The organism is Pseudomonas sp. WS 5078 (assembly GCF_012985745.1).
GTDB lineage: Bacteria > Pseudomonadota > Gammaproteobacteria > Pseudomonadales > Pseudomonadaceae > Aquipseudomonas > Aquipseudomonas lundensis_A.
Map to the genome: position 1 here is coordinate 85,788 of NZ_JAAQWX010000002.1, position 17,739 is coordinate 103,526.

Below are 17,739 nucleotides of genomic sequence, written 5' to 3' on the forward strand. Positions count from 1 at the left end.
AGCGGGCCAGTAGAAGGAATTTCCAATCATGGGTTTTATCCGTAAACCGTGTCTGTTGCCGATCCTGGCATGCCTCAGCGCCGTCACGGCGCAGGCCGCTCCTGAGATCGCTGCGCCGACCCTGCAACCGTGGGGGCAGGGCAAAGCCCAGGCGCTGGGTTTTGCCGCCGGGGACCAGCGGCTGACCGTGAGCAAGCGTGACGGGGTGTTGCTGCTCGACGCACAGGGCAAAACCCTGAGCCACGCCGCGGGTGCTTTCGCCTCGCTGGACAGCCGTGCGTTGGGCGATCAGGTACTGGTTGCCAGCCATGACGAGAAAAAACAGCAAGTGGCGTTGTTCAGCCTCGACCCGCGCAGCCATGAGTGGCAGGCACCGGTCTACTTGCCGCCCCGTGAGTACGCCGTCAACGGCGTGTGCCTGTACCGCGACGAGGCAAGCAATGTCTACCTGTTCACGGTGGGTGAAGAGGGCAAGGGCGAGCAATGGCTGGTGGCTGCTGAGCGCAAACGACTGGCCGAGCCACGCTTGGTGCGCAGCCTGCCGTTACCGCCGAATGCTGAGTTCTGTCAGGTCGACGATGCCGGGCAACAGTTGTTCGTGAATGAAGAAAAAGTCGGCTGGTGGGTGTACCCGGCCCACGCCGAGGCCGATGCCTCGCGGGTGCCGGTGGCGCTGATCGAGCCCTTTGGTGAGGTGAAAAAAGCGGCCGGGGCCATGGCGCTGGTGCCGGGCGGGATGCTTGGCCTGGACCCGAAAGCGGCGCAACTGCATCTCTACCAGCAGCAAGGGAACGGTTGGTCGCCGGTGGCCCGATTGCCACTGGGCACGCTGAAAGAGCCGGAACACTTAGCGGTGCGCCAAACGCCTCAGGGGTTGCAAATGCTGGTTCAGGACGACAGTAACCAACAGGTCTACCAGGGGCTGTTGGACTGGAAGCCGACCCCGGCCCGTTCCACTGCAGTAATGCCTGTTATCAAACCCGTGGTGCAAACCGAGCCGGTGGTCAGTCAGGGCGATGCAGCGGATGACCCGGCCATTTGGGTTAACCCGCAAAATCCGGCAATGAGTCGGGTGTTGGGCACCAATAAAAAGAACGGCCTGGAGGTGTATGACCTGCAAGGGCAGCGGGTCCAGCACCTTGAAGTCGGGCGCCTGAATAACGTCGACGTGCGCCCCGGTTTTACGTTGGGTGAGCGCACCGTGGACCTGGCAGTGGCGAGCAACCGAGACCACAACAGCCTGAGCGTATTTAGCATCGACCGTACCACGGGTGAGGTGCGTGCAGTGGGCGAGGTGCCGACGCCGGTCAAGGACATCTACGGCTTATGCCTGTTCAAGGCGCCGGGGGGCGAAATCTACAGTTTCGTCAACGACAAGGACGGCACGTTCGTACAGCACCGCCTGAGCGCCCACGGCGATCAGGTGCAAGGCGAGCTGGTCCGGCAGTTCAGCGTCCAGACCCAACCTGAAGGCTGTGTAGCGCACGACCAACAGCAACGGTTGTTCGTGGGCGAAGAGGATGTGGCCGTGTGGGCTGTGGATGCGCGTCCCGATCATCCCGCCACGTTGACCCGCGTGATCAGCGTTGGTGATCAGGTGCACGACGACATCGAAGGGCTGGCGCTGTATCAGACCGCCAAGCAGGCCTATCTGGTGATCTCCAGCCAGGGCAATGACAGTTATGTGGTGTTGGATGCGGCGCCGCCTTACGCCGTTCGCGGCGCCTTTCGTGTGGGCGTCAATGCCGAAGCCGGAATTGACGGCGCGTCTGAAACGGATGGTCTTGACGTGACCTCGGCCAGCCTTGGCGGCCCGTTTGCCCAGGGCATGCTGGTGGTGCAGGACGGCCGCAAGCGTATGCCGGAGCAAAGCCAGAACTACAAGTACATCCCGTGGGCCGAGGTGGCCAAGACCCTTAATTTGCCTTGAGCCGGTTGTCATCAACCGGTCACTGCAGTGGTTTTGAATTTTATCTGTGCGCCACTCCCGCAGAGCGGCGCCGTCTTGAGCAAGGAGTCAGGTATGCAAGCGACTATGGAACAGATGACGATGTGGGGTTTGATCAGCGACGCGAGTCTGTTGGTCAAAGGGGTCATGCTGGTGTTGTTTCTGGCGTCTGTGCTGAGCTGGTTTTTGATCGTGCGCCGCAGTGTCATTTTGCGCCGCAGTGAACGGGACATGGACGCTTTTGCTGAGCGCTTGCGCAGTCAGGGCGAGCTGAACGCGCTGTACCGCGAGAGCCGCGACAATCGCCACGAAGATGCCGGTGCCGAACAGGTGTTTGCGGCGGCCTATAGCGAGTACGCGCAGCTTAAACAACAACCGGGGATTGATCCTGACGGGGTGATGCAGGGGATCGAACGCGCATTGTACGTAGCGATTGCCGAGCAGGAAGTGCGCCTTGAAAAGGGCTTGCAGTTCCTCGCGACGGTGGGCTCGGTCAGCCCGTACATCGGTCTGTTTGGCACTGTGTGGGGGATCATGAACGCTTTCATCGGCTTGTCTCAGGTGCAGCAGGCCACATTGTCCACTGTGGCGCCAGGGATTGCCGAAGCCTTGATTGCCACCGCGATTGGCCTGTTTGCGGCGATTCCGGCGGTGATTGCCTATAACCGTTTTTCATCCCGTGGCCAGACCCTGCTCACCCGCTATTACAGCCTCGGCAATGAAGTTCAAATGCGCCTGTACCGTGGCCTGCATGCAGGCGCGCGGAACATGGCGGCAGTCGCCTGACAGGGAGTTGGATCATGCTCGCTCGACCACAGCGTAAACACGGGCCCAAGGCCGAAATGAACGTCGTGCCGTATATCGACGTGATGCTGGTATTACTGGTGATCTTTATGGTGACGGCACCGATGCTGACCCAAGGGGTAAAAATTGAACTGCCGAAGGTGGCCAGCGAGGCGTTGGTCAATGATAAGCAGCAGACGATCCTGACGTTATCCGTGAAGGCCGACGGCGGGTACTACTGGAACCTGGGCAGTGAACTGGACACCAAAAACCAGACGGACAGCGCCGTCAACCTTGACGAGTTGCAGGCCAAGATTGGTCTGGTGGTGGCGCAAAACGGTGACACTCAGGTGTATATCCGCGCCGACAACGAGGCCGGTTACGGCAGCGTGGTCAAGGCAATGGCTGCCTTGCAACAGGGGGGTGTGAGCAACCTGGGGCTGGTGACCGAGGCGCCGCAATGAACGCCGCCGTGATGGGAAGCCCGGTGTCGCAGACTCAGTCCATGTCGTGGGGGCGACTGTGGCGTAACGCCCAGGCGTGGGCGGTAACGGTTGCGCTGCACGGGGCAGTGGTGGCGTTGTTGGTGGTCGGCTGGACGCTGCAACAGCCACCCGTGAGCGCGCCATCGGTGCTCAAGACGCGCTTGATTACCTTGCCTGCCGAGCGGGCGATCGCGCCAGCGCCGCAGCCGTTACCTGTGACGCAACAGCCGCCTGTGATCGAGGCTAAACCCGAGGTTAAACCTGTGCCGGTCGACCCACAGATTCAGGCGCGCAAACTTGAACAGGCTGCTTTGGCGCGCAAACGTGTTGCCGAGCAGCAACAGGCGCTTGAAGCCCGCCAGGTTGAACAGCAACAGGCCCGGCTACGCGAGCAACAGGCCGACGCGCAGCGTCAGCAGGCGCTGGCGGATCAGGCGCGGGTCGCGGCAGATAACGCCCGGCGCGCGCAGGAACAGGCAGCGGCAGCCGACGTGCGCCACTACCTGCCAATCAGCAAGGAAGCGCCGGATTACCCGCAGCGGGCGCTGGATAAAGGCATCGAAGGGGATTGCACGGTGGAGTATTCGGTGACGCCTCAAGGCAAGGTCGAGAACCCGAAAGTGGTGGGCAACTGCCACCCGATGTTTATTCGTCCTTCTCTACTTGCGGCGGCCACCTTTCGTTATAAACCACGCATGGTGGACGGCCAGGCCGTCAGTGTGCCGAGCGTACGCAACACGTTTCACTACAAAATTCAGTAAAAACTGATTAAAACCGGGCCCTGAGTGCCGTGTCGCCTGCATCTCGACGGGTGTGAAGCTGACAAGCATCAACGCCCGGTTCGCATTCCTGGCCTATGCTGCAGGCGATTTTATGCACAAGGAGATGGCCATGAATGCGCCTGCAACCACCCCGGAGCCGACCCCGGCAAAATTGAAACTGCCCTTGGGTCTGGTGATTGCTGTTCTGGTCATGGTCGGGATTTTGCTGTTGCCACTACCGCCTGACTTGCCGGTCGCCGGGCACCGCATGCTGGCGATCCTGGCCTTCGCGGTGGTGGTCTGGATTACCGAGGCGGTGTCGTACGAAGCCAGCGCGATCATGATCACGTCGTTAATGGCGTTTTTGATCGGTATGGCGCCGATGCTGGACGACCCGTCCCGCCTCTATGGGACGTCGGCCGGGATCACCATGGCCCTGACCGGGTTTTCCAATGCCGCACTGGCCCTCGTGGCTGGCGCGCTGTTTATTGCTGCGGCGATGACCCACACCGGGCTTGACCGGCGTATTGCCTTGGTGACCCTGTCAAAAATCGGCACCAGCACCCGGCGAATCTTGCTCGGGGCGATAGCCGTGACCATTTTGCTGAGCCTGGTGGTGCCCAGTGCCACGGCGCGCAGCGCGTGCGTGGTGCCGATCATGATGGGGGTGATCCTGGCGTTCGGTGTCGATAAGCGCTCCAACATTGCGGCCGGGATCATGATTGTGGTGGCGCAGGGAACCAGCATCTGGAACGTGGGCATTCAAACGGCGGCGGCGCAAAACCTGCTGACGGTGGGTTTCATGGACAAAATGTTGGGGGCCCGGGTGAGCTGGATCGACTGGCTGATTGCCGGTGCGCCCTGGGCGATCATCATGTCGGCGGTGTTGCTGTTTGTGGTGTTGAAAATGCTGCCGCCAGAAAGTGACAGCATCCCCGGCGGCAAAGAAGCCGTGGAGCAGTCGTTGATAGCGCTGGGGCCGATGACCGCGCCGCAGAAACGCCTGATGGCGGTCTCTGTCGCCTTGCTGCTGGCGTGGGCCACGGAGGGCAAGTTGCACAGTTTTGACACCACCTCGACCACCTACGCCGGGCTGGTCTTTCTGCTTTTGCCCCGGTATGGGGTGATGACCTGGAAAGATGTGCAATCGCGCATCCCGTGGGGCACGGTGATCGTGTTCGGGGTGGGTATCAGTCTGGGTACGGCGTTGCTCACCACGCAGGCCGGCCAATGGCTGGGGGGGCAAGTGGTGCAGCATACCGGGCTGGATCAGGTCGGGCCGCTGGGCATCTTTGCGATTCTGGGTGCGTTCCTGATTTTGATTCACTTGGGGTTTGCCAGTGCGACGGCACTGACCTCGGCTTTACTGCCGATCCTGATTGCTGTGCTGCAAACCTTGCCCGGTGAGTTCAACCGCTTGGGCATGACCATGTTGTTGGGCTTTGTGGTCAGTTACGGTTTCATCCTGCCAATCAACGCGCCGCAAAACATGGTGTGCCTGGGCACGCAGACCTTCACCGCCAAGCAGTTCGCCAAAGTCGGTCTGATTGTGACAGCAGTGGGGTATGTCTTGATGTTGGGTTTCGGTGCAACGTACTGGAAATGGTTGGGCCTGATGTAGCCCTGTTGCGCATGGACTGCGCGAGACTGCAACTGGCGGGCAAACCGCCGGTTGCAGTCTCGGGTTGATGAGTGCGTTAACTGCCGCCTTTACTGCTGACCTCTGCCGGAACGTCTTCCCCCGCCATGCGCTTGCGGAACAACGACGTGCGCGCCAGCAGCAAGGTGGTGACGGGAACGGTAATCGACAGCAGGATCGGTATCAGCCACGCGTGCAATACGGGTGTGGATTTAAGCGCCGAAAAATACAGGATTGATGCCAGTGCCACTCCCCAGGCGCCGAGGGTGGACGCTAGTGCAGGCGGGTGCATGCGCTGGAAAAAATCTTTGAGCCGCAACAGACCGATCGCGCCACATAAGGCGAACAGGCTGCTCAGCACCAGCAGCACGGCCACTGGAATCTCGATCCACAGTGATAACTCGCTGATGGAATTCATTCGATCACCTCACCGCGCAGCAGGAATTTGGCCAGCGCAAACGACCCGACAAAGCCGAACAGGGCAATCAGCAGCGCGCCTTCAAAGTAAGTATCACTGGCATACCGAATGCCCAGTACCAACATCATCAGCATGGCCACGATGTACAGATAATCCAGCGCCAGTACCCGGTCTTGGGCTGATGGGCCCTTGAACAGACGGATCAGGGTCAGCACCATGGCCAGGCTGAAGATGAACAGGCTCAGCAAAATAGCGTTGGAGAGCAGCGCACTCATTCAAAGATCTCCATCAGTGGGCGTTCGTAGGTGGACTTGAAGTGCTGGATAAACTGCGCTTCGTCGTCTAGATCGAACACGTGCAACAGCAAAATACTGCGATCCAGTGCCAGTTCGGACCAAATAGTGCCGGGCACGACCGTGGTAATCATCGACAGGGCTGCCAGCCCGTTGGCGTCGCGCAGATCCAGCGGGATTTTGATGAACCGTGAACGTGGTGGTCGGCGCCCGGCGTTGAGCACGCCCCAGGCCACGGCCAGATTCGAAACAATAACGTCACGGCCCACTAGAAAAAACAGTTTGATGATCACGCCGGGACGACGGATACGAATAGGCAACGGCCGCAGCGGGGCCATCATCAGCGGCGCTAAAAAACCTAGTGCGGCCCCGAGCAAAAGATTGCCTGCACTCAGTGACAAGTTGAGCAGCAACCACAATGCCCACAAGGCCAGCGACAGCCACGGTGCGGGAAACAGGCGCCTCATGGCTGCACCTCCAGCCGGGCTGCTTTCGCTTCGGGACTGGGCACCGGGCGCGATCCCATGACTGCCATGACATAGCGTTCCGGGTTGTTCAGCGTGTCCGCTGCCGCCTGGGTATAGCGCATCACGGGTTCAGCCTTGAAGGTCATGACAACGCACAGACCGAGCAAGACGACGATGGGAATGCACTCGTAGCGCCGCAGCAACGGTGAAGGGCGCTCCAGCGGGGTCCAGAAACGCTGAATCCCCAAGCGCGAAAAGCCAACCAGAGAAGCCAGTCCGGAAAGAATCAGCAGCGCCAACAGGCACCATGCCGCAGTGGAAATCGGCGTCTCGCTGAGATTGCCCAGGCCTACGGGGTTTAGCAGGGCATTTAGCAATGTCAATTTGCCGATAAACCCTGACAGTGGCGGCATGCCGATGATCAGCAAGGCGCAGGCAATGAAGCTCAGGCCAAGAAACGCCATCGTCCAGGGAATGATCTGGCCCACGACGGCTTTTTGTTCGTCATCAAGGTTGGTGCCACGGGGCGGGTTAAGCGATTCCATCAGGCTGGGGAGCTGCTCGACATCATCGTCAAGGAGCATTTCGTTCGAGGAACGTGAGCGCTCTATCAGTTCGGACAGCAGGAACAGTGCACTAAGGGCGAGTGTGGAACTGATCAGGTAGAACAGGGCGGCCGCGGTCAGGGTGGGTTGGGCGAACCCGACAGCGGAAAGCAAAATGCCTGCCGACACCAGGATGCTCAGGCTGGCCATGCGCTCGAGGCGTTGAGCCGCCAGAATGGCAATCGCGGCACAGACGATGGTGGCCATTCCGCCATAGATCAGCCAGTCGCTGGCAAAGTAGGCGGAAGCGCCCGCTTGACCTGAAAACATCAGCGTCCACAGGCGCAGAACGGTGTAGATCCCGACCTTGGTCATGATCGCGAACAGCGCGGCCACCGGTGCGCTTGCAGATGAATAGGCAGGCACCAGCCAGAAATTGAGCGGCCACATGCCCGCCTTGGCCAAAAACGCCACGGCCAGAATTGCCGCGCCGGCATGCAGCAAGCCGCGGTCAGCTTCAGGCACCAACGGGATCTTCAGGGCCAGATCAGCCATGTTCAGCGTGCCGGTAACCCCATAGATCAACGCAGCACCGATCAGGAACAGGGACGATGCCAGCAGGTTTATCGAAATGTAATGCAACCCCGCTGACACCCTGGCTTTGCCCGAACCATGGAGCATCAGCCCGTAGGACGCTGCCAGCAGCACCTCGAAGAACACAAACAGATTGAACAGGTCCGCGGTCAGAAACGCGCCGTACAGCCCCATCAACTGGATCTGGAACAACGCATGGAAGCTGGCTCCGGCCCGGTCCCAGCGAGCCATGGCGAACAGTAAGGCGCAGCTGGCGATGATGCCTGTCAGCACCAGCATCAAGGCAGACAAACGATCCACCACCAGCACGATGCCAAATGGCACTTGCCAGTTGCTGGGCAGATAAACCCCAATGGACGCTGGTTCCGTTTGCTGCTGGGTCCATAGGAGCAGGGTGATGGAAATGGCCAGCCCCAGCAGTGTTGAACCCAAATTGATCCGGGCCTTCATGGGCCGGTGTTTCTCGCCCAGCAGCAACATGCACGCGGCGGTCAGCAGCGGCAAGAGAATGGGCGCAATAATCAAGTGCGGCATCACGTTCATTCTTTAGGCTCCCGGCCATCTACGTGGTCAGTGCCGGTCAGGCCCCGTGAGGCCAGCAAGACCACTAGAAACAGCGCGGTCATTGCAAAACTGATGACGATTGCGGTGAGAACCAGTGCCTGGGGCAGCGGGTCGGTGTAATTGAGCAGGTCTTGCGGAACCCCGTCCTTGATGACGGGTTCTTTGCCGATGAACAGACTGCCCATACTGAAAATGAACAGGTTGACCCCGTACGACAATAGGCACAGTCCCATCACCACCTGAAATGTCCGGGGACGCAGTACCAGCCATGTGCCGGAGGCAGCCAGTACGCCGATCGCGATCGCGATGACTTCTTCCATCAGGCGGCTCCTGTCTTGGGTTGTGAATTGGCTTGCAGCCCGGGACGGTGAGCCCGGACTGACTGGTGTGCGAGCGCGGTCAGGATCAGCAGGGTGGCGCCGACCACGACGGCGAATACGCCGATGTCAAAGAACAGCGCGCTTGCCACGTGAATGTCGCCCAGCACAGGCAAGCTGAAATGCGCGGTGTGGGTGGTAAGGAACGGGTAACCGAAGCCAATCGCACCCAGACCGGTGATTGTGGCAAACAACAAGCCCGTGCCCATCCAGCGCAGTGGACGCAGGCTCATCTGGGCTTCAACCCACTGAGTGCCAGCGACCATGTATTGCAGGATGAACGCGACTGACATCACCAGCCCGGCGACGAAGCCCCCGCCCGGTTGGTTGTGCCCGCGCATGAACAGGTACATCGATACCACGAACGCTATGGGCAACAGCAAACGCACCAGCACCGCAGGCACCATCATGAAACCCAGCGCGGTGTCGCTGGCGCTGCGCGGGTTCACCAGGTCGGTGACCACATCTTTGGCCAGCAAACGCTGCTGAGCGGGTAGTTCCATGCTTTCTTTGGGGGGGCGGAAACGGCGCAACAGGGCGAATACAGTCAGCGCCACAGCCACCAGCACGGTGATCTCCCCCAAGGTGTCGAAGCCCCGGAAGTCCACCAGCATGACGTTCACCACATTACTGCCGCCACCTTCAGGCAATGCGCGGCTGAGGTAGAAAGAAGAAATATCATTCGGGGTCTGGCGGGTCAGCATCGCGTAGGACAACAGCGCCATACCGCCGCCGACTACAGTCGACAAGAGCAAGTCACGCAGGCGCCGGATGCGCGCCTTGCGTAAGGTTCTTGGCAGAGGTGAGACTTCTTCGATCCGACGTGGTAACCAGCGCAGGCCCAACAGGATTAATACGGTGGTGACGACTTCTACCACCAGTTGCGTCAGGGCAAGGTCCGGTGCAGAGAACCACACGAAGGTGACACACGTCACCAGCCCGCACACGCTGACCATGGTCAGTGCGGCAAGACGGTGATATTTGGCTTGCCAGGCGGCGCCCAGCGCGCAGGCAATCGCCATCAGCCACAGGGTAACGAACACAATCGAACCCGGAATTTTCGGTCGGTCGCCCCAACTCAGGCCGCTGTAAATCATCGGAATCAAACCTGCGATCACGGCCGCCAGCACCAGCAGAAACAGCTGGCTTTGCAGGCGTTGAGTACTGATGCGGCGTTCTATTCGACGCGCGCCCCGCATGATGACCACCAGGCTGCGTTCGAAGAAACGCTTGCCATTGAAGAAACGGATCAGGGGCGGCAGTGGGAAGCGATTGAGCTTGAGCTGTTTGCGCAACAGAACATAGAGCACGATGCCGCCGGACATGGCGATCAGGCTCATGATCATCGGTGCGTTCAGGCCGTGCCAGATGGCCAGGCTGTACTCGGGCAATTCCCCGCCGACGACAGGCCGGGCAGCGGCAGCAAGAAGTGGCCCCACGGTTTGAGCCGGAAAAATGCCGACCATCAGGCAGGTAAATACCAGCAATTCCACTGGCGCACGCATCCAGCGCGGCGGCTCATGGGGTGTGTGCGGAAGATCAGTGGCGGGGGGGCCGAAGAACACATCCACCGTGAAGCGCAGGGCATAGGCCACACTGAAAGTACCCGCTACGGTCGCAACTACCGGCAGCGCGATTTCTACCCATTTTGTGGAATTGATAAAGACGGTTTCGGCAAAGAACATCTCTTTGGAAAGGAAACCGTTGAGCAGCGGTACGCCGGCCATGGAGGCGCTGGCAACCATGGCCAGCGTCGCGGTATAGGGCATGAGCTTGAACAGACCGCTGAGCTTGCGTATGTCGCGAGTACCGCTCTCGTGGTCGATGATGCCAGCCGCCATGAACAAGGACGCCTTGAACGTGGCATGGTTGAGAATATGAAAGACGGCCGCTACCGCAGCCAGCGGGCTATTGAGACCAAGCAGCAGCGTGATCAGGCCCAAGTGGCTGATCGTCGAGTAGGCCAGCAGACCTTTGAGGTCGTTCTGGAACATGGCGCAATAAGCACCTAACACCAGTGTGCAGGCACCGGCCCCACTGACGATCCAGAACCATTGCTCACTGCCGGACAACGCAGGCCAAAGCCTTGCCAGCAGGAATACGCCGGCCTTGACCATGGTTGCCGAGTGGAGATACGCCGAGACAGGCGTGGGAGCCGCCATGGCATGGGGAAGCCAGAAATGGAACGGGAACTGTGCGCTTTTGCTGAGCGCGCCAATCAGGATAAGCGTGAGCAGGATCGGATAGAGGCTGTGTGCGCGAATCTGGTCGCCCGCAGCCAATACGGCATCCAGATCGTAGCTGCCGACAACATGGCCGAGCAGCATGACGCCTGCCAGCAGGCACAACCCCCCTGCGCCAGTGACCATCAATGCCATATACGCGCCACGGCGGGCATCTGAGCGATGGTGCCAATATCCGATCAGCAAAAACGAGAAGAGGCTGGTGAGCTCCCAGAAGAACACGATTTGGATCAAGTTGCCTGAAAGCACAAGGCCGAGCATCGCACCCATAAAAGCCAGGAAAAATGAAAAAAAGCGCGGGACAGGGTCTTCAGGTGACATGTAGTAGCGGGCGTACAGGGACACCAAAGTGCCAATGGCTAACACCAGGATTGAAAATAACCAGGCAAACCCGTCCATGCGCAACACAAAATTCAGGCCGAGGCTGGGCAACCACATGAACTCTTCCCGAATAACACCCCCATGGGCGATTTGCGGGTAGAGCATGGCGACTTGAATAGTGCCAACGAGGGCAATAAGACCGGCCAACAGTGACTCACTGTTGCGCGCGTTGTGCGGCAAAACAGCCGCCAGACAGCTGCCGATAAAGGGCAGAAGCAGTAGAACTATCAGGGACATAGGCTTCTAATCTGCAGGAGTTTGTGAGCGATCATACGTGGCGGGCAGGGGATCACCAACACTCAAGCTGGCGCCGAATCCTACAAAATGTGTACAAGCTGTGTAATGGCTTGCCGGCAGCATCCTTGTATGAGCACTCCCGGATAGGGGTGTGTACATCTGATTTCAGCGCTGCAGAATCAATCGCATGCTTTGTTGCTTTCGTGTTCATCAGGTATGTCGAGAGTTTTACCTTTTGTTTTTAACTCACTCACGATCACCGCTGCAACAATCAATGTTGCCCCCAGCAAAGCAATGGCAGGTAAACGTTCGCCCGCCAGGCGCCCGGCGATTCCTGCCCAGACAGGTTCTCCTGCATAAATCAATGTGGCGCGGGTAGGGGATACGCTCTTCTGCGCCCAGTTCATGGCGACTTGAATGACTGCACTGGCAATACCCAATCCGACAGCGCTTATTAATAGTAGCCATGAAAAGTCGGGAGCTGCTTCATGGGTAGGTACGGTCATCGCAAATGCGAGAACGGAAGCAGTCGCCAATTGCACAACGGTGACTCTGCGCACGTCGACTTTACCGGCATACGCGCTAATCAGGATGATCTCGGCTGCGATGGCGATGGCGCTGATCAACGTAGCGATTTCACCGGAACTGAAACTTAACGACGCGCCGCTGGGGCCTGAGAGCAACATTAATCCTGCAAAGGCAAGCATGATGCCCAGGCTGGGCATTAATCCCGGACGACGGCCTAGAACCAACCATTGCAGTAGTGGAACAAAAGGAACATACAGCGCCGTAATAAAGGCTGATTGACTGCTGGGGATGGTCTGCAGACCAATGGTTTGCAAGCCGTAGCCCAGCATGATGGCAATGCCTATGAATAACCCTGCCTTCAATTCAAGCAGGGTAATGCCGCGCAAGCTGCGGATTGAGAACAGCGCGACGATGCTGGCCGCGGCAGCAAAACGCAACCCGACAAAGAACAGGGGGCCGCTTGCAGTAAGAGCATTTTGCACAAGCAGAAATGTGCCCCCCCACACCATAGTGATCAGGATCAGCACGTATTCCGCTTTACTGATACGAGATGTCAAAAACGACAGTCTGGAAGCTTTCAATGGTGTCACGACCTTGCGCGTTATAAACGTGAGACGCACAATGCGCCAAAGCTGAGCAGTATACTGCGCAGTGTCACAAAGTGAGCAATATAGTGCCCAAAGAAAATTCCCAGCGTGCGTCTGTACTGCAGCACGTGAGCCAAAATGTACGACGTCTACGGCTGCTCGCACAGCTCAGTCAACGTGCTTTGGCAGAGTCGTCAGGGGTTAGTCGACGGATGCTGGTCGCTATTGAGGCGGGCGAAAAAAATGTCAGCCTCAGCACCCTTGATCGAGTGGCTGAAGCCTTAGATGTGGCTTTCAGTGATCTGATTCAGGCTCCCGGCTCCCCCGATCCTGGTCGGATCAATGAAGTGGCCTGGAGCGGTTGCGTTCCAGGAAGCAAGGCGGTGTTGCTCGCCAAGGCCGCTGCAAAGAAGGAGGTCGAGTTGTGGGAGTGGCGTCTGGAGCCTGGAGAAGAATACCTATCCGAGGCCGACGCGGACGGCTGGAGCGAACAGCTATACATCATTGAGGGTTGTTTGACCTTGATGCTTGACGATCAAGTATTGCGCTTTAACGCGAGCGACTTTTATACGTATGCGAGCAATCGACCACATGCTTATCGCAATGAAGGTGATGCGGTGCTGCGTTTTATACGAAATGTAGTGATTTAAGGTAGGTGGCGGGACTTGTGTCCCGCCGAACCAAGCGGCTCGATAGGCAACGGCTCGCAACAGTATCAGTTCATTAGGCTGTTCTGACGCTGGTGGGGATGTGCTGAATGGGGGTCAGCCCGAGCTGTTGCACGATTTGAGCAGCCTGGAACATTTTATTTAGCGGATGTTCTTGATGCTGCCTTTGTTGCCTGTCACGGTGACGTTAACTTTCTTGAAAATGAAATAGTCTTCAACCGACACTGCATAGCGTGGTGCAACAATCAGATCAGAGCCTGAGCCTTTAACGGCTTTATATGCGGCTGCGGCTTTTGTCGCTGAAACTGGGTCAGGCAGGCTAAACGCTGGCGCTGGGCCGCCGTAAGTCACGCCATCGGCGAATTCGCTGTCGCCACTTATTTTCAATACGCCGAACAGAACGTTCGATGTGGATTGACCAGTAATTTCGCCACCGACTTCGATTTTTGCTTTCAGGTCAGCTGTAACTGTACCGGCAATAGGAGCGTTGGGCTGGCTCACGTTATGGCTCATGCAACCGCTGGTGGCCAAAACTGCTGCAGCAATAGCCGCGGGCATCCATATTTTTTTCATCTTAAAGCTCCAGTAAAGGTGTCGGTCCGTTCGTTAACGGCGGCGAGACTTTACGTGAGAGCCGCTTAGGATTAAGTCGGGCGCGTCCTCAGAAGTTGAGGGTAAGTGTGATTGTGTTGGTAGGAATTGTGCTCTGCTCCATGACAAAGCGCTGTAGGCGACAGGTGAATGACTGCGCGCGCCTTAGCTTGGAGTGACTCACTGTGTGCGTCATCATTTACGAGTGTCATCAGCAATGATCCACTGCGTCATTTTCAGAGACTGACACAGCTTAGATAGCAGAGCTAAAAATTATTAGAATTCAGGGGGTTGCCAGCTTCTTTCTTCTAGTACATAATGCGCGCCATCAGCACGAGGCACAGCCTGAAATGCTGGATTTAGAGCGTCACAATTTCTTTTGTATTTGATGTTTATTTTAAAATGTCAGGCACAAATGGCCGAGTAGCAAAATGGTTATGCAGCGGATTGCAAATCCGCCCACGCCGGTTCGATTCCGGCCTCGGCCTCCATACTGAAAACCCCGCAGATCAAGGTCTGCGGGGTTTTTTATTGGGTGCTGAAAAGTGAAGTGTTCCATTACTTTGGGCATGGTGTTCCATAACTAACTCACTTTGTGGGCTTGGCGATGGCTCCAACACGCCGGTAAACCCGTTCCGTAATCCCTTCTTTTGAGTGCCCAAGAAGTGCGCTCGCCTCCGAAATATCTGCAATTTCCGACGCGGCCTTTGGCCTGATGTCTCGAAATTGAAATTGCATAATCCGCTTTGCTTCCTCCTCTGATCCCGATGCTCTTGCCCTATCAGCGGCAAGCAAGCGAGTGGCGTCCCAGCGGTTGCGCATCATTTGCCAGGACACCCGCACACCGCTTTTGCTGAGAATGAAATAAGGTGAGGTGTGAGCAGCATTGCGCTGCATGATTTGGTCAAGCAACAGCCCGAGACTGCTGCGGCCGACACTGGTGTTCAAGTGAATGCGTAGGCGCTTGCCAGTCTTACCTTGGCGTACCAGCAAAAAATCCCCCACCATATCGTCGCGGCGCATCGCCAAAACATCAGCCGGGCGCTGTCCAGTCAGATAGGCCAAGTCCATCGCGTCCTGAACTTCTTGTGGAGCGCAGCCATAAACTGCTCGCCATACGTCGTCATTGGCGTAATAGTCCCTGGGTTTCTCTTTGTTCTTGCGAACACCGAGGCACGGATTCTCCTGTCGAGTTAACCCCCACTCCCTGGCTATGTTAAATACGTGCGAGAGCAGTGCGAGTTCTCTATTTGCTCGCGTCTTGGCTGATCGGGCATCACGGTATTGAGCCACCATAGACGGCGAGATTGCATCAATAGGCGCGTCATCAAATACAGACCTCAGTTGGCGAAGTTCGGCGGCATTGTCTTTTTGCGTCCTTGGCGCCTTCTTTGGAATGATATCTCTGGCGTATCGATCAAATATCCCTCTCATTACAAGTAGGTCTAATGGTTTTTCTTTCGACTCCAGTTCGGCCCACTTCATACGGGCCTGGTCGATATCTTTACCCAGCGGAATGTCATGGCCCGTTGCATCGCGGTAATAGTAAGCCGTCCACACTTTCCCATTTTTGCGCAGGCGTGTTCGCTGATACATCCGTGGCGGCAGGTGTTGGTTTTCGGTTTTGCGAGGGCGCATTTCAACTTACTCGAGAAAAGTCAGGAGTCCAGGTAGGGGCGGGTGGCGGGGGTTGGGTTGCCAGCGTTGGCGAGATTATTCCTAGCTTCATGCGTGCGAACATCCGGCCAACGAGAGGGCGACCGCCGCGACTTTCGACAAAGACCCAATTGCGGTTTTTAAGCCATTGGCGCTGATATCCGCGGTGTTTGTACCCAGTTAGATCGGCCAGCTCTTCCTCTGAGAGGATTTCAGTTTCCATGGTTGCCTCCTGGTGTCCCAATTACATAAATGGCAATCGAATACCCGGCCACAATCCAAAGCGCGGTACCGGCGAATGCGCCAACCAGATGAGCGTCAGAGCCGTTTTCGGTTAGCGGAAGGATAGCCAGGCAGAACCATGTAACGCTGGCAATCAGGTAAAGCGTGACGACCAGCAGGAACAGGCAGAGCTGTTTGGTGCTGAGAGCTTGAAGTGAGGGCATAGAAAATCCTTGCCTGCCGAACTACGGCTGGCATGTAGAGGGATTGGGGTTAGGAGTCCTTGCGATCTGGTGGGGAGGGCGGGAAGCCAAAGTGATGCCGCCGTTTGCCTGTGTACCCGCATTCGCTGCATCCCGCGGGCTGGCCACAACTACATCCACCCTCGCAGCCGCAACTGCATCCGGAGCAATCAAGGGTGCACCAGCTTTCTTGCTCAACTTCCCCTTCTTGGGTAATCGCGTAGTTGATACGACGGTCTAGGCGAAAGCCGGTAATCTTTTCGGCGTCCTCGTAGGTAGCGGGCACTGACCGGAAACCGTATTGGGCGGCAGGATCATCAATAAAACGACGAACAGCTCTCATGGCCTCACCACCTCGACCAAGGCCCAGCAGATCTGTCTGGCATAAACTGATGGCACGCGCTTAACCTGGCCGGCGCGCTCCAGGCGTTCCAGCTGGCGGCGCACCCAATTGGTTTTTAATCCCTTGTGCCCGGCCATGCTCAGACCGTTACGAATGACATAGGTCATCTGTTGCGAGCCCCAATACATGATCTGGGCTTTTATTTCGGCATCGGTGGGTTTTGGCTTGATAGTCATCAGTAGTCACCCCAGCCCAAGCCCTGAATGTATTCGTTCGGAATGGTTACAGCCTCCGCCGGCACCGTGCTTTCGACTTCAAGGTTGCCGAAATATCCAATGGCTGCCTTGGCGCGCTCGATTGAAAGCTGTGCATGTCGCATCTGCCAAGACTTGCGTGCCTTGTACGAGCGCAGTGCCAGTGCCTTGTCGGTGTAGGCAAAACGCCTGCCCCAGCTACCACCTTCTTTCAGCACGCGCTTCCGGCGTTTCTTCACCGCCTCGGCGGTCCAGCTGTATTGCGGACCCTTGATCAGGTCACAGGTATGGGTGTCGCCGATGTAGTAGCACTGCGTGGTTTCTCCGATAACCTGGTAAGTGATGCAGTGCACCTCAAGACCATCCGGGCCAATGGTGTCGATGTAACGGAAGTGGTCCGGCCAGGCTTTCTTCTTTTCTTCAGGCATGACTTCGTCCTTACCGCTGTAGCGGCTGATCTATGGTATTTAGTTTTGCAGTTGCGTATTTGTGGATGAGACCTAAAGTAGGCTTGCTAGATGTAACTATCTGGAAATAAAGGAGTGTGTTTCGTGCAATATGAAAAACAGATGTCGTTGACGCATCGATATAGGGGGCAGACTGTATATTTAAAATTTTATTGGATGAAGCCTAACGACAGCGCACCTGCTGCAGTACATATTGTTGACGCGAGCGATGTGTCTGGTTTCGGTGTTACGGCTGCTGAATTGGTCGAGAACTGGCCTGATTACCCAAGCGCATTAGCTGAAGCGGTTGAAGCAGCGAAAACATTCATTGATAGCCAATTAGGTTGAACTATTTGTTCTGCAAGTGCAGCTCAACCGCTTGGGCTTGGTGCAATTTGCTGAATTGGTCTGGGGGCGTGGGCACGTGATTTGTTGCATTGGTCGCACATGACGTTCAAGTCCAGCGG

20 protein-coding genes and 1 tRNA gene are annotated in these 17,739 nt (G+C 57.4%); 8 read left to right on the forward strand and 13 right to left on the reverse strand.

Translation table 11 applies throughout. The features are described from left to right. Nucleotides 1-28 precede the first annotated feature (28 nt). The 5 genes from HBN68_RS03565 (at nt 29) to HBN68_RS03585 (ending at nt 5,598) form a co-directional block, all read left to right on the forward strand. Nucleotides 29-1,930, forward strand: coding sequence for a phytase (locus tag HBN68_RS03565; RefSeq protein ID WP_169962681.1), 1,902 nt, complete (start codon nt 29-31; stop codon nt 1,928-1,930). A gap of 93 nt (nt 1,931-2,023) precedes the next feature. Beyond that, entirely contained in the window at nt 2,024-2,734 is a 711-nt protein-coding gene (gene tolQ / locus HBN68_RS03570; protein WP_094994345.1) for a protein TolQ, read from the forward strand. A 14-nt stretch (nt 2,735-2,748) separates the two neighbouring features. Further along, a complete protein-coding gene (gene tolR, locus HBN68_RS03575; protein ID WP_094994344.1) occupies nt 2,749-3,195 on the forward strand; it encodes a protein TolR in 447 nt (148 codons plus the stop codon). Further along, entirely contained in the window at nt 3,192-3,977 is a 786-nt protein-coding gene (locus tag HBN68_RS03580) for an energy transducer TonB (RefSeq protein ID WP_169962683.1), read from the forward strand. Before tolR ends, HBN68_RS03580 begins: the two co-directional genes overlap by 4 nt. A 130-nt stretch (nt 3,978-4,107) precedes the next feature. Beyond that, nucleotides 4,108-5,598 (forward strand): DASS family sodium-coupled anion symporter, encoded by a 1,491-nt coding sequence (locus HBN68_RS03585; protein ID WP_169962685.1) that lies wholly within the window; start codon nt 4,108-4,110, stop codon nt 5,596-5,598. A 76-nt stretch (nt 5,599-5,674) separates the two neighbouring features. Here the strand turns inward: HBN68_RS03585 and HBN68_RS03590 are convergent, their stop codons facing one another. The 7 genes from HBN68_RS03590 to HBN68_RS03620 form a co-directional block, all read right to left on the reverse strand. Next, nucleotides 5,675-6,034 carry a Na+/H+ antiporter subunit G gene (locus tag HBN68_RS03590; RefSeq protein ID WP_094994342.1) on the reverse strand — a complete coding sequence of 120 codons (360 nt, stop codon included), beginning with the start codon at nt 6,032-6,034 and terminating at the stop codon, nt 5,675-5,677. Beyond that, nucleotides 6,031-6,309, reverse strand: coding sequence for a K+/H+ antiporter subunit F (locus HBN68_RS03595; RefSeq protein ID WP_047273660.1), 279 nt, complete (start codon nt 6,307-6,309; stop codon nt 6,031-6,033). The genes HBN68_RS03590 and HBN68_RS03595 overlap by 4 nt, the downstream gene beginning before the upstream one ends. Next, a complete protein-coding gene (locus HBN68_RS03600; RefSeq protein WP_094994341.1) occupies nt 6,306-6,794 on the reverse strand; it encodes a Na+/H+ antiporter subunit E in 489 nt (162 codons plus the stop codon). The genes HBN68_RS03595 and HBN68_RS03600 overlap by 4 nt, the downstream gene beginning before the upstream one ends. After that, the gene (locus HBN68_RS03605) at nt 6,791-8,476 is read right to left on the reverse strand and encodes a monovalent cation/H+ antiporter subunit D (RefSeq protein WP_169962687.1); all 1,686 of its coding nucleotides are present in this window, start codon (nt 8,474-8,476) and stop codon (nt 6,791-6,793) included. Before HBN68_RS03605 ends, HBN68_RS03600 begins: the two co-directional genes overlap by 4 nt. Continuing rightward, entirely contained in the window at nt 8,473-8,817 is a 345-nt protein-coding gene (locus tag HBN68_RS03610) for a Na+/H+ antiporter subunit C (protein WP_003446102.1), read from the reverse strand. Before HBN68_RS03610 ends, HBN68_RS03605 begins: the two co-directional genes overlap by 4 nt. Beyond that, nucleotides 8,817-11,735: a monovalent cation/H+ antiporter subunit A gene (locus HBN68_RS03615; protein ID WP_094994339.1), complete on the reverse strand. Its 2,919-nt coding sequence runs from the start codon at nt 11,733-11,735 to the stop codon at nt 8,817-8,819. Before HBN68_RS03615 ends, HBN68_RS03610 begins: the two co-directional genes overlap by 1 nt. Before the next feature lie 179 nt (nt 11,736-11,914). Then, a complete protein-coding gene (locus HBN68_RS03620) occupies nt 11,915-12,844 on the reverse strand; it encodes a DMT family transporter (protein ID WP_178088430.1) in 930 nt (309 codons plus the stop codon). 92 nt (nt 12,845-12,936) lie between these two features. Here HBN68_RS03620 and HBN68_RS03625 point away from each other — a divergent pair, with 92 nt between their 5' ends. After that, entirely contained in the window at nt 12,937-13,500 is a 564-nt protein-coding gene (locus tag HBN68_RS03625) for a helix-turn-helix domain-containing protein (protein WP_094994337.1), read from the forward strand. A 159-nt stretch (nt 13,501-13,659) separates the two neighbouring features. Here HBN68_RS03625 and HBN68_RS03630 read toward each other — a convergent pair whose 3' ends face one another. Beyond that, the gene (locus HBN68_RS03630; protein ID WP_094994336.1) at nt 13,660-14,091 is read right to left on the reverse strand and encodes a hypothetical protein; all 432 of its coding nucleotides are present in this window, start codon (nt 14,089-14,091) and stop codon (nt 13,660-13,662) included. Nucleotides 14,092-14,526: 435 nt separating this feature from the next. Here HBN68_RS03630 and HBN68_RS03635 point away from each other — a divergent pair. Continuing rightward, a tRNA-Cys gene (locus HBN68_RS03635) sits at nt 14,527-14,600 on the forward strand. A 97-nt stretch (nt 14,601-14,697) separates the two neighbouring features. Here HBN68_RS03635 and HBN68_RS03640 read toward each other — a convergent pair. The 5 genes from HBN68_RS03640 to HBN68_RS03660 form a co-directional block, all read right to left on the reverse strand. Further along, nucleotides 14,698-15,747 (reverse strand): tyrosine-type recombinase/integrase, encoded by a 1,050-nt coding sequence (locus HBN68_RS03640; RefSeq protein ID WP_169838615.1) that lies wholly within the window; start codon nt 15,745-15,747, stop codon nt 14,698-14,700. A 1-nt stretch (nt 15,748) separates the two neighbouring features. After that, entirely contained in the window at nt 15,749-15,988 is a 240-nt protein-coding gene (locus tag HBN68_RS03645; RefSeq protein ID WP_047275871.1) for a DUF4224 domain-containing protein, read from the reverse strand. After that, the gene (locus HBN68_RS03650) at nt 15,978-16,211 is read right to left on the reverse strand and encodes a hypothetical protein (RefSeq protein ID WP_047273680.1); all 234 of its coding nucleotides are present in this window, start codon (nt 16,209-16,211) and stop codon (nt 15,978-15,980) included. Before HBN68_RS03650 ends, HBN68_RS03645 begins: the two co-directional genes overlap by 11 nt. Nucleotides 16,212-16,568: 357 nt before the next feature. Then, nucleotides 16,569-16,808, reverse strand: coding sequence for a hypothetical protein (locus tag HBN68_RS03655; protein ID WP_047273682.1), 240 nt, complete (start codon nt 16,806-16,808; stop codon nt 16,569-16,571). Then, entirely contained in the window at nt 16,808-17,254 is a 447-nt protein-coding gene (locus tag HBN68_RS03660; RefSeq protein ID WP_047273684.1) for a hypothetical protein, read from the reverse strand. Before HBN68_RS03660 ends, HBN68_RS03655 begins: the two co-directional genes overlap by 1 nt. Nucleotides 17,255-17,377: 123 nt before the next feature. Here HBN68_RS03660 and HBN68_RS03665 point away from each other — a divergent pair, with 123 nt between their 5' ends. Continuing rightward, nucleotides 17,378-17,620 carry a hypothetical protein gene (locus HBN68_RS03665; RefSeq protein ID WP_238933285.1) on the forward strand — a complete coding sequence of 81 codons (243 nt, stop codon included), beginning with the start codon at nt 17,378-17,380 and terminating at the stop codon, nt 17,618-17,620. Nucleotides 17,621-17,739: the final 119 nt, after the last annotated feature.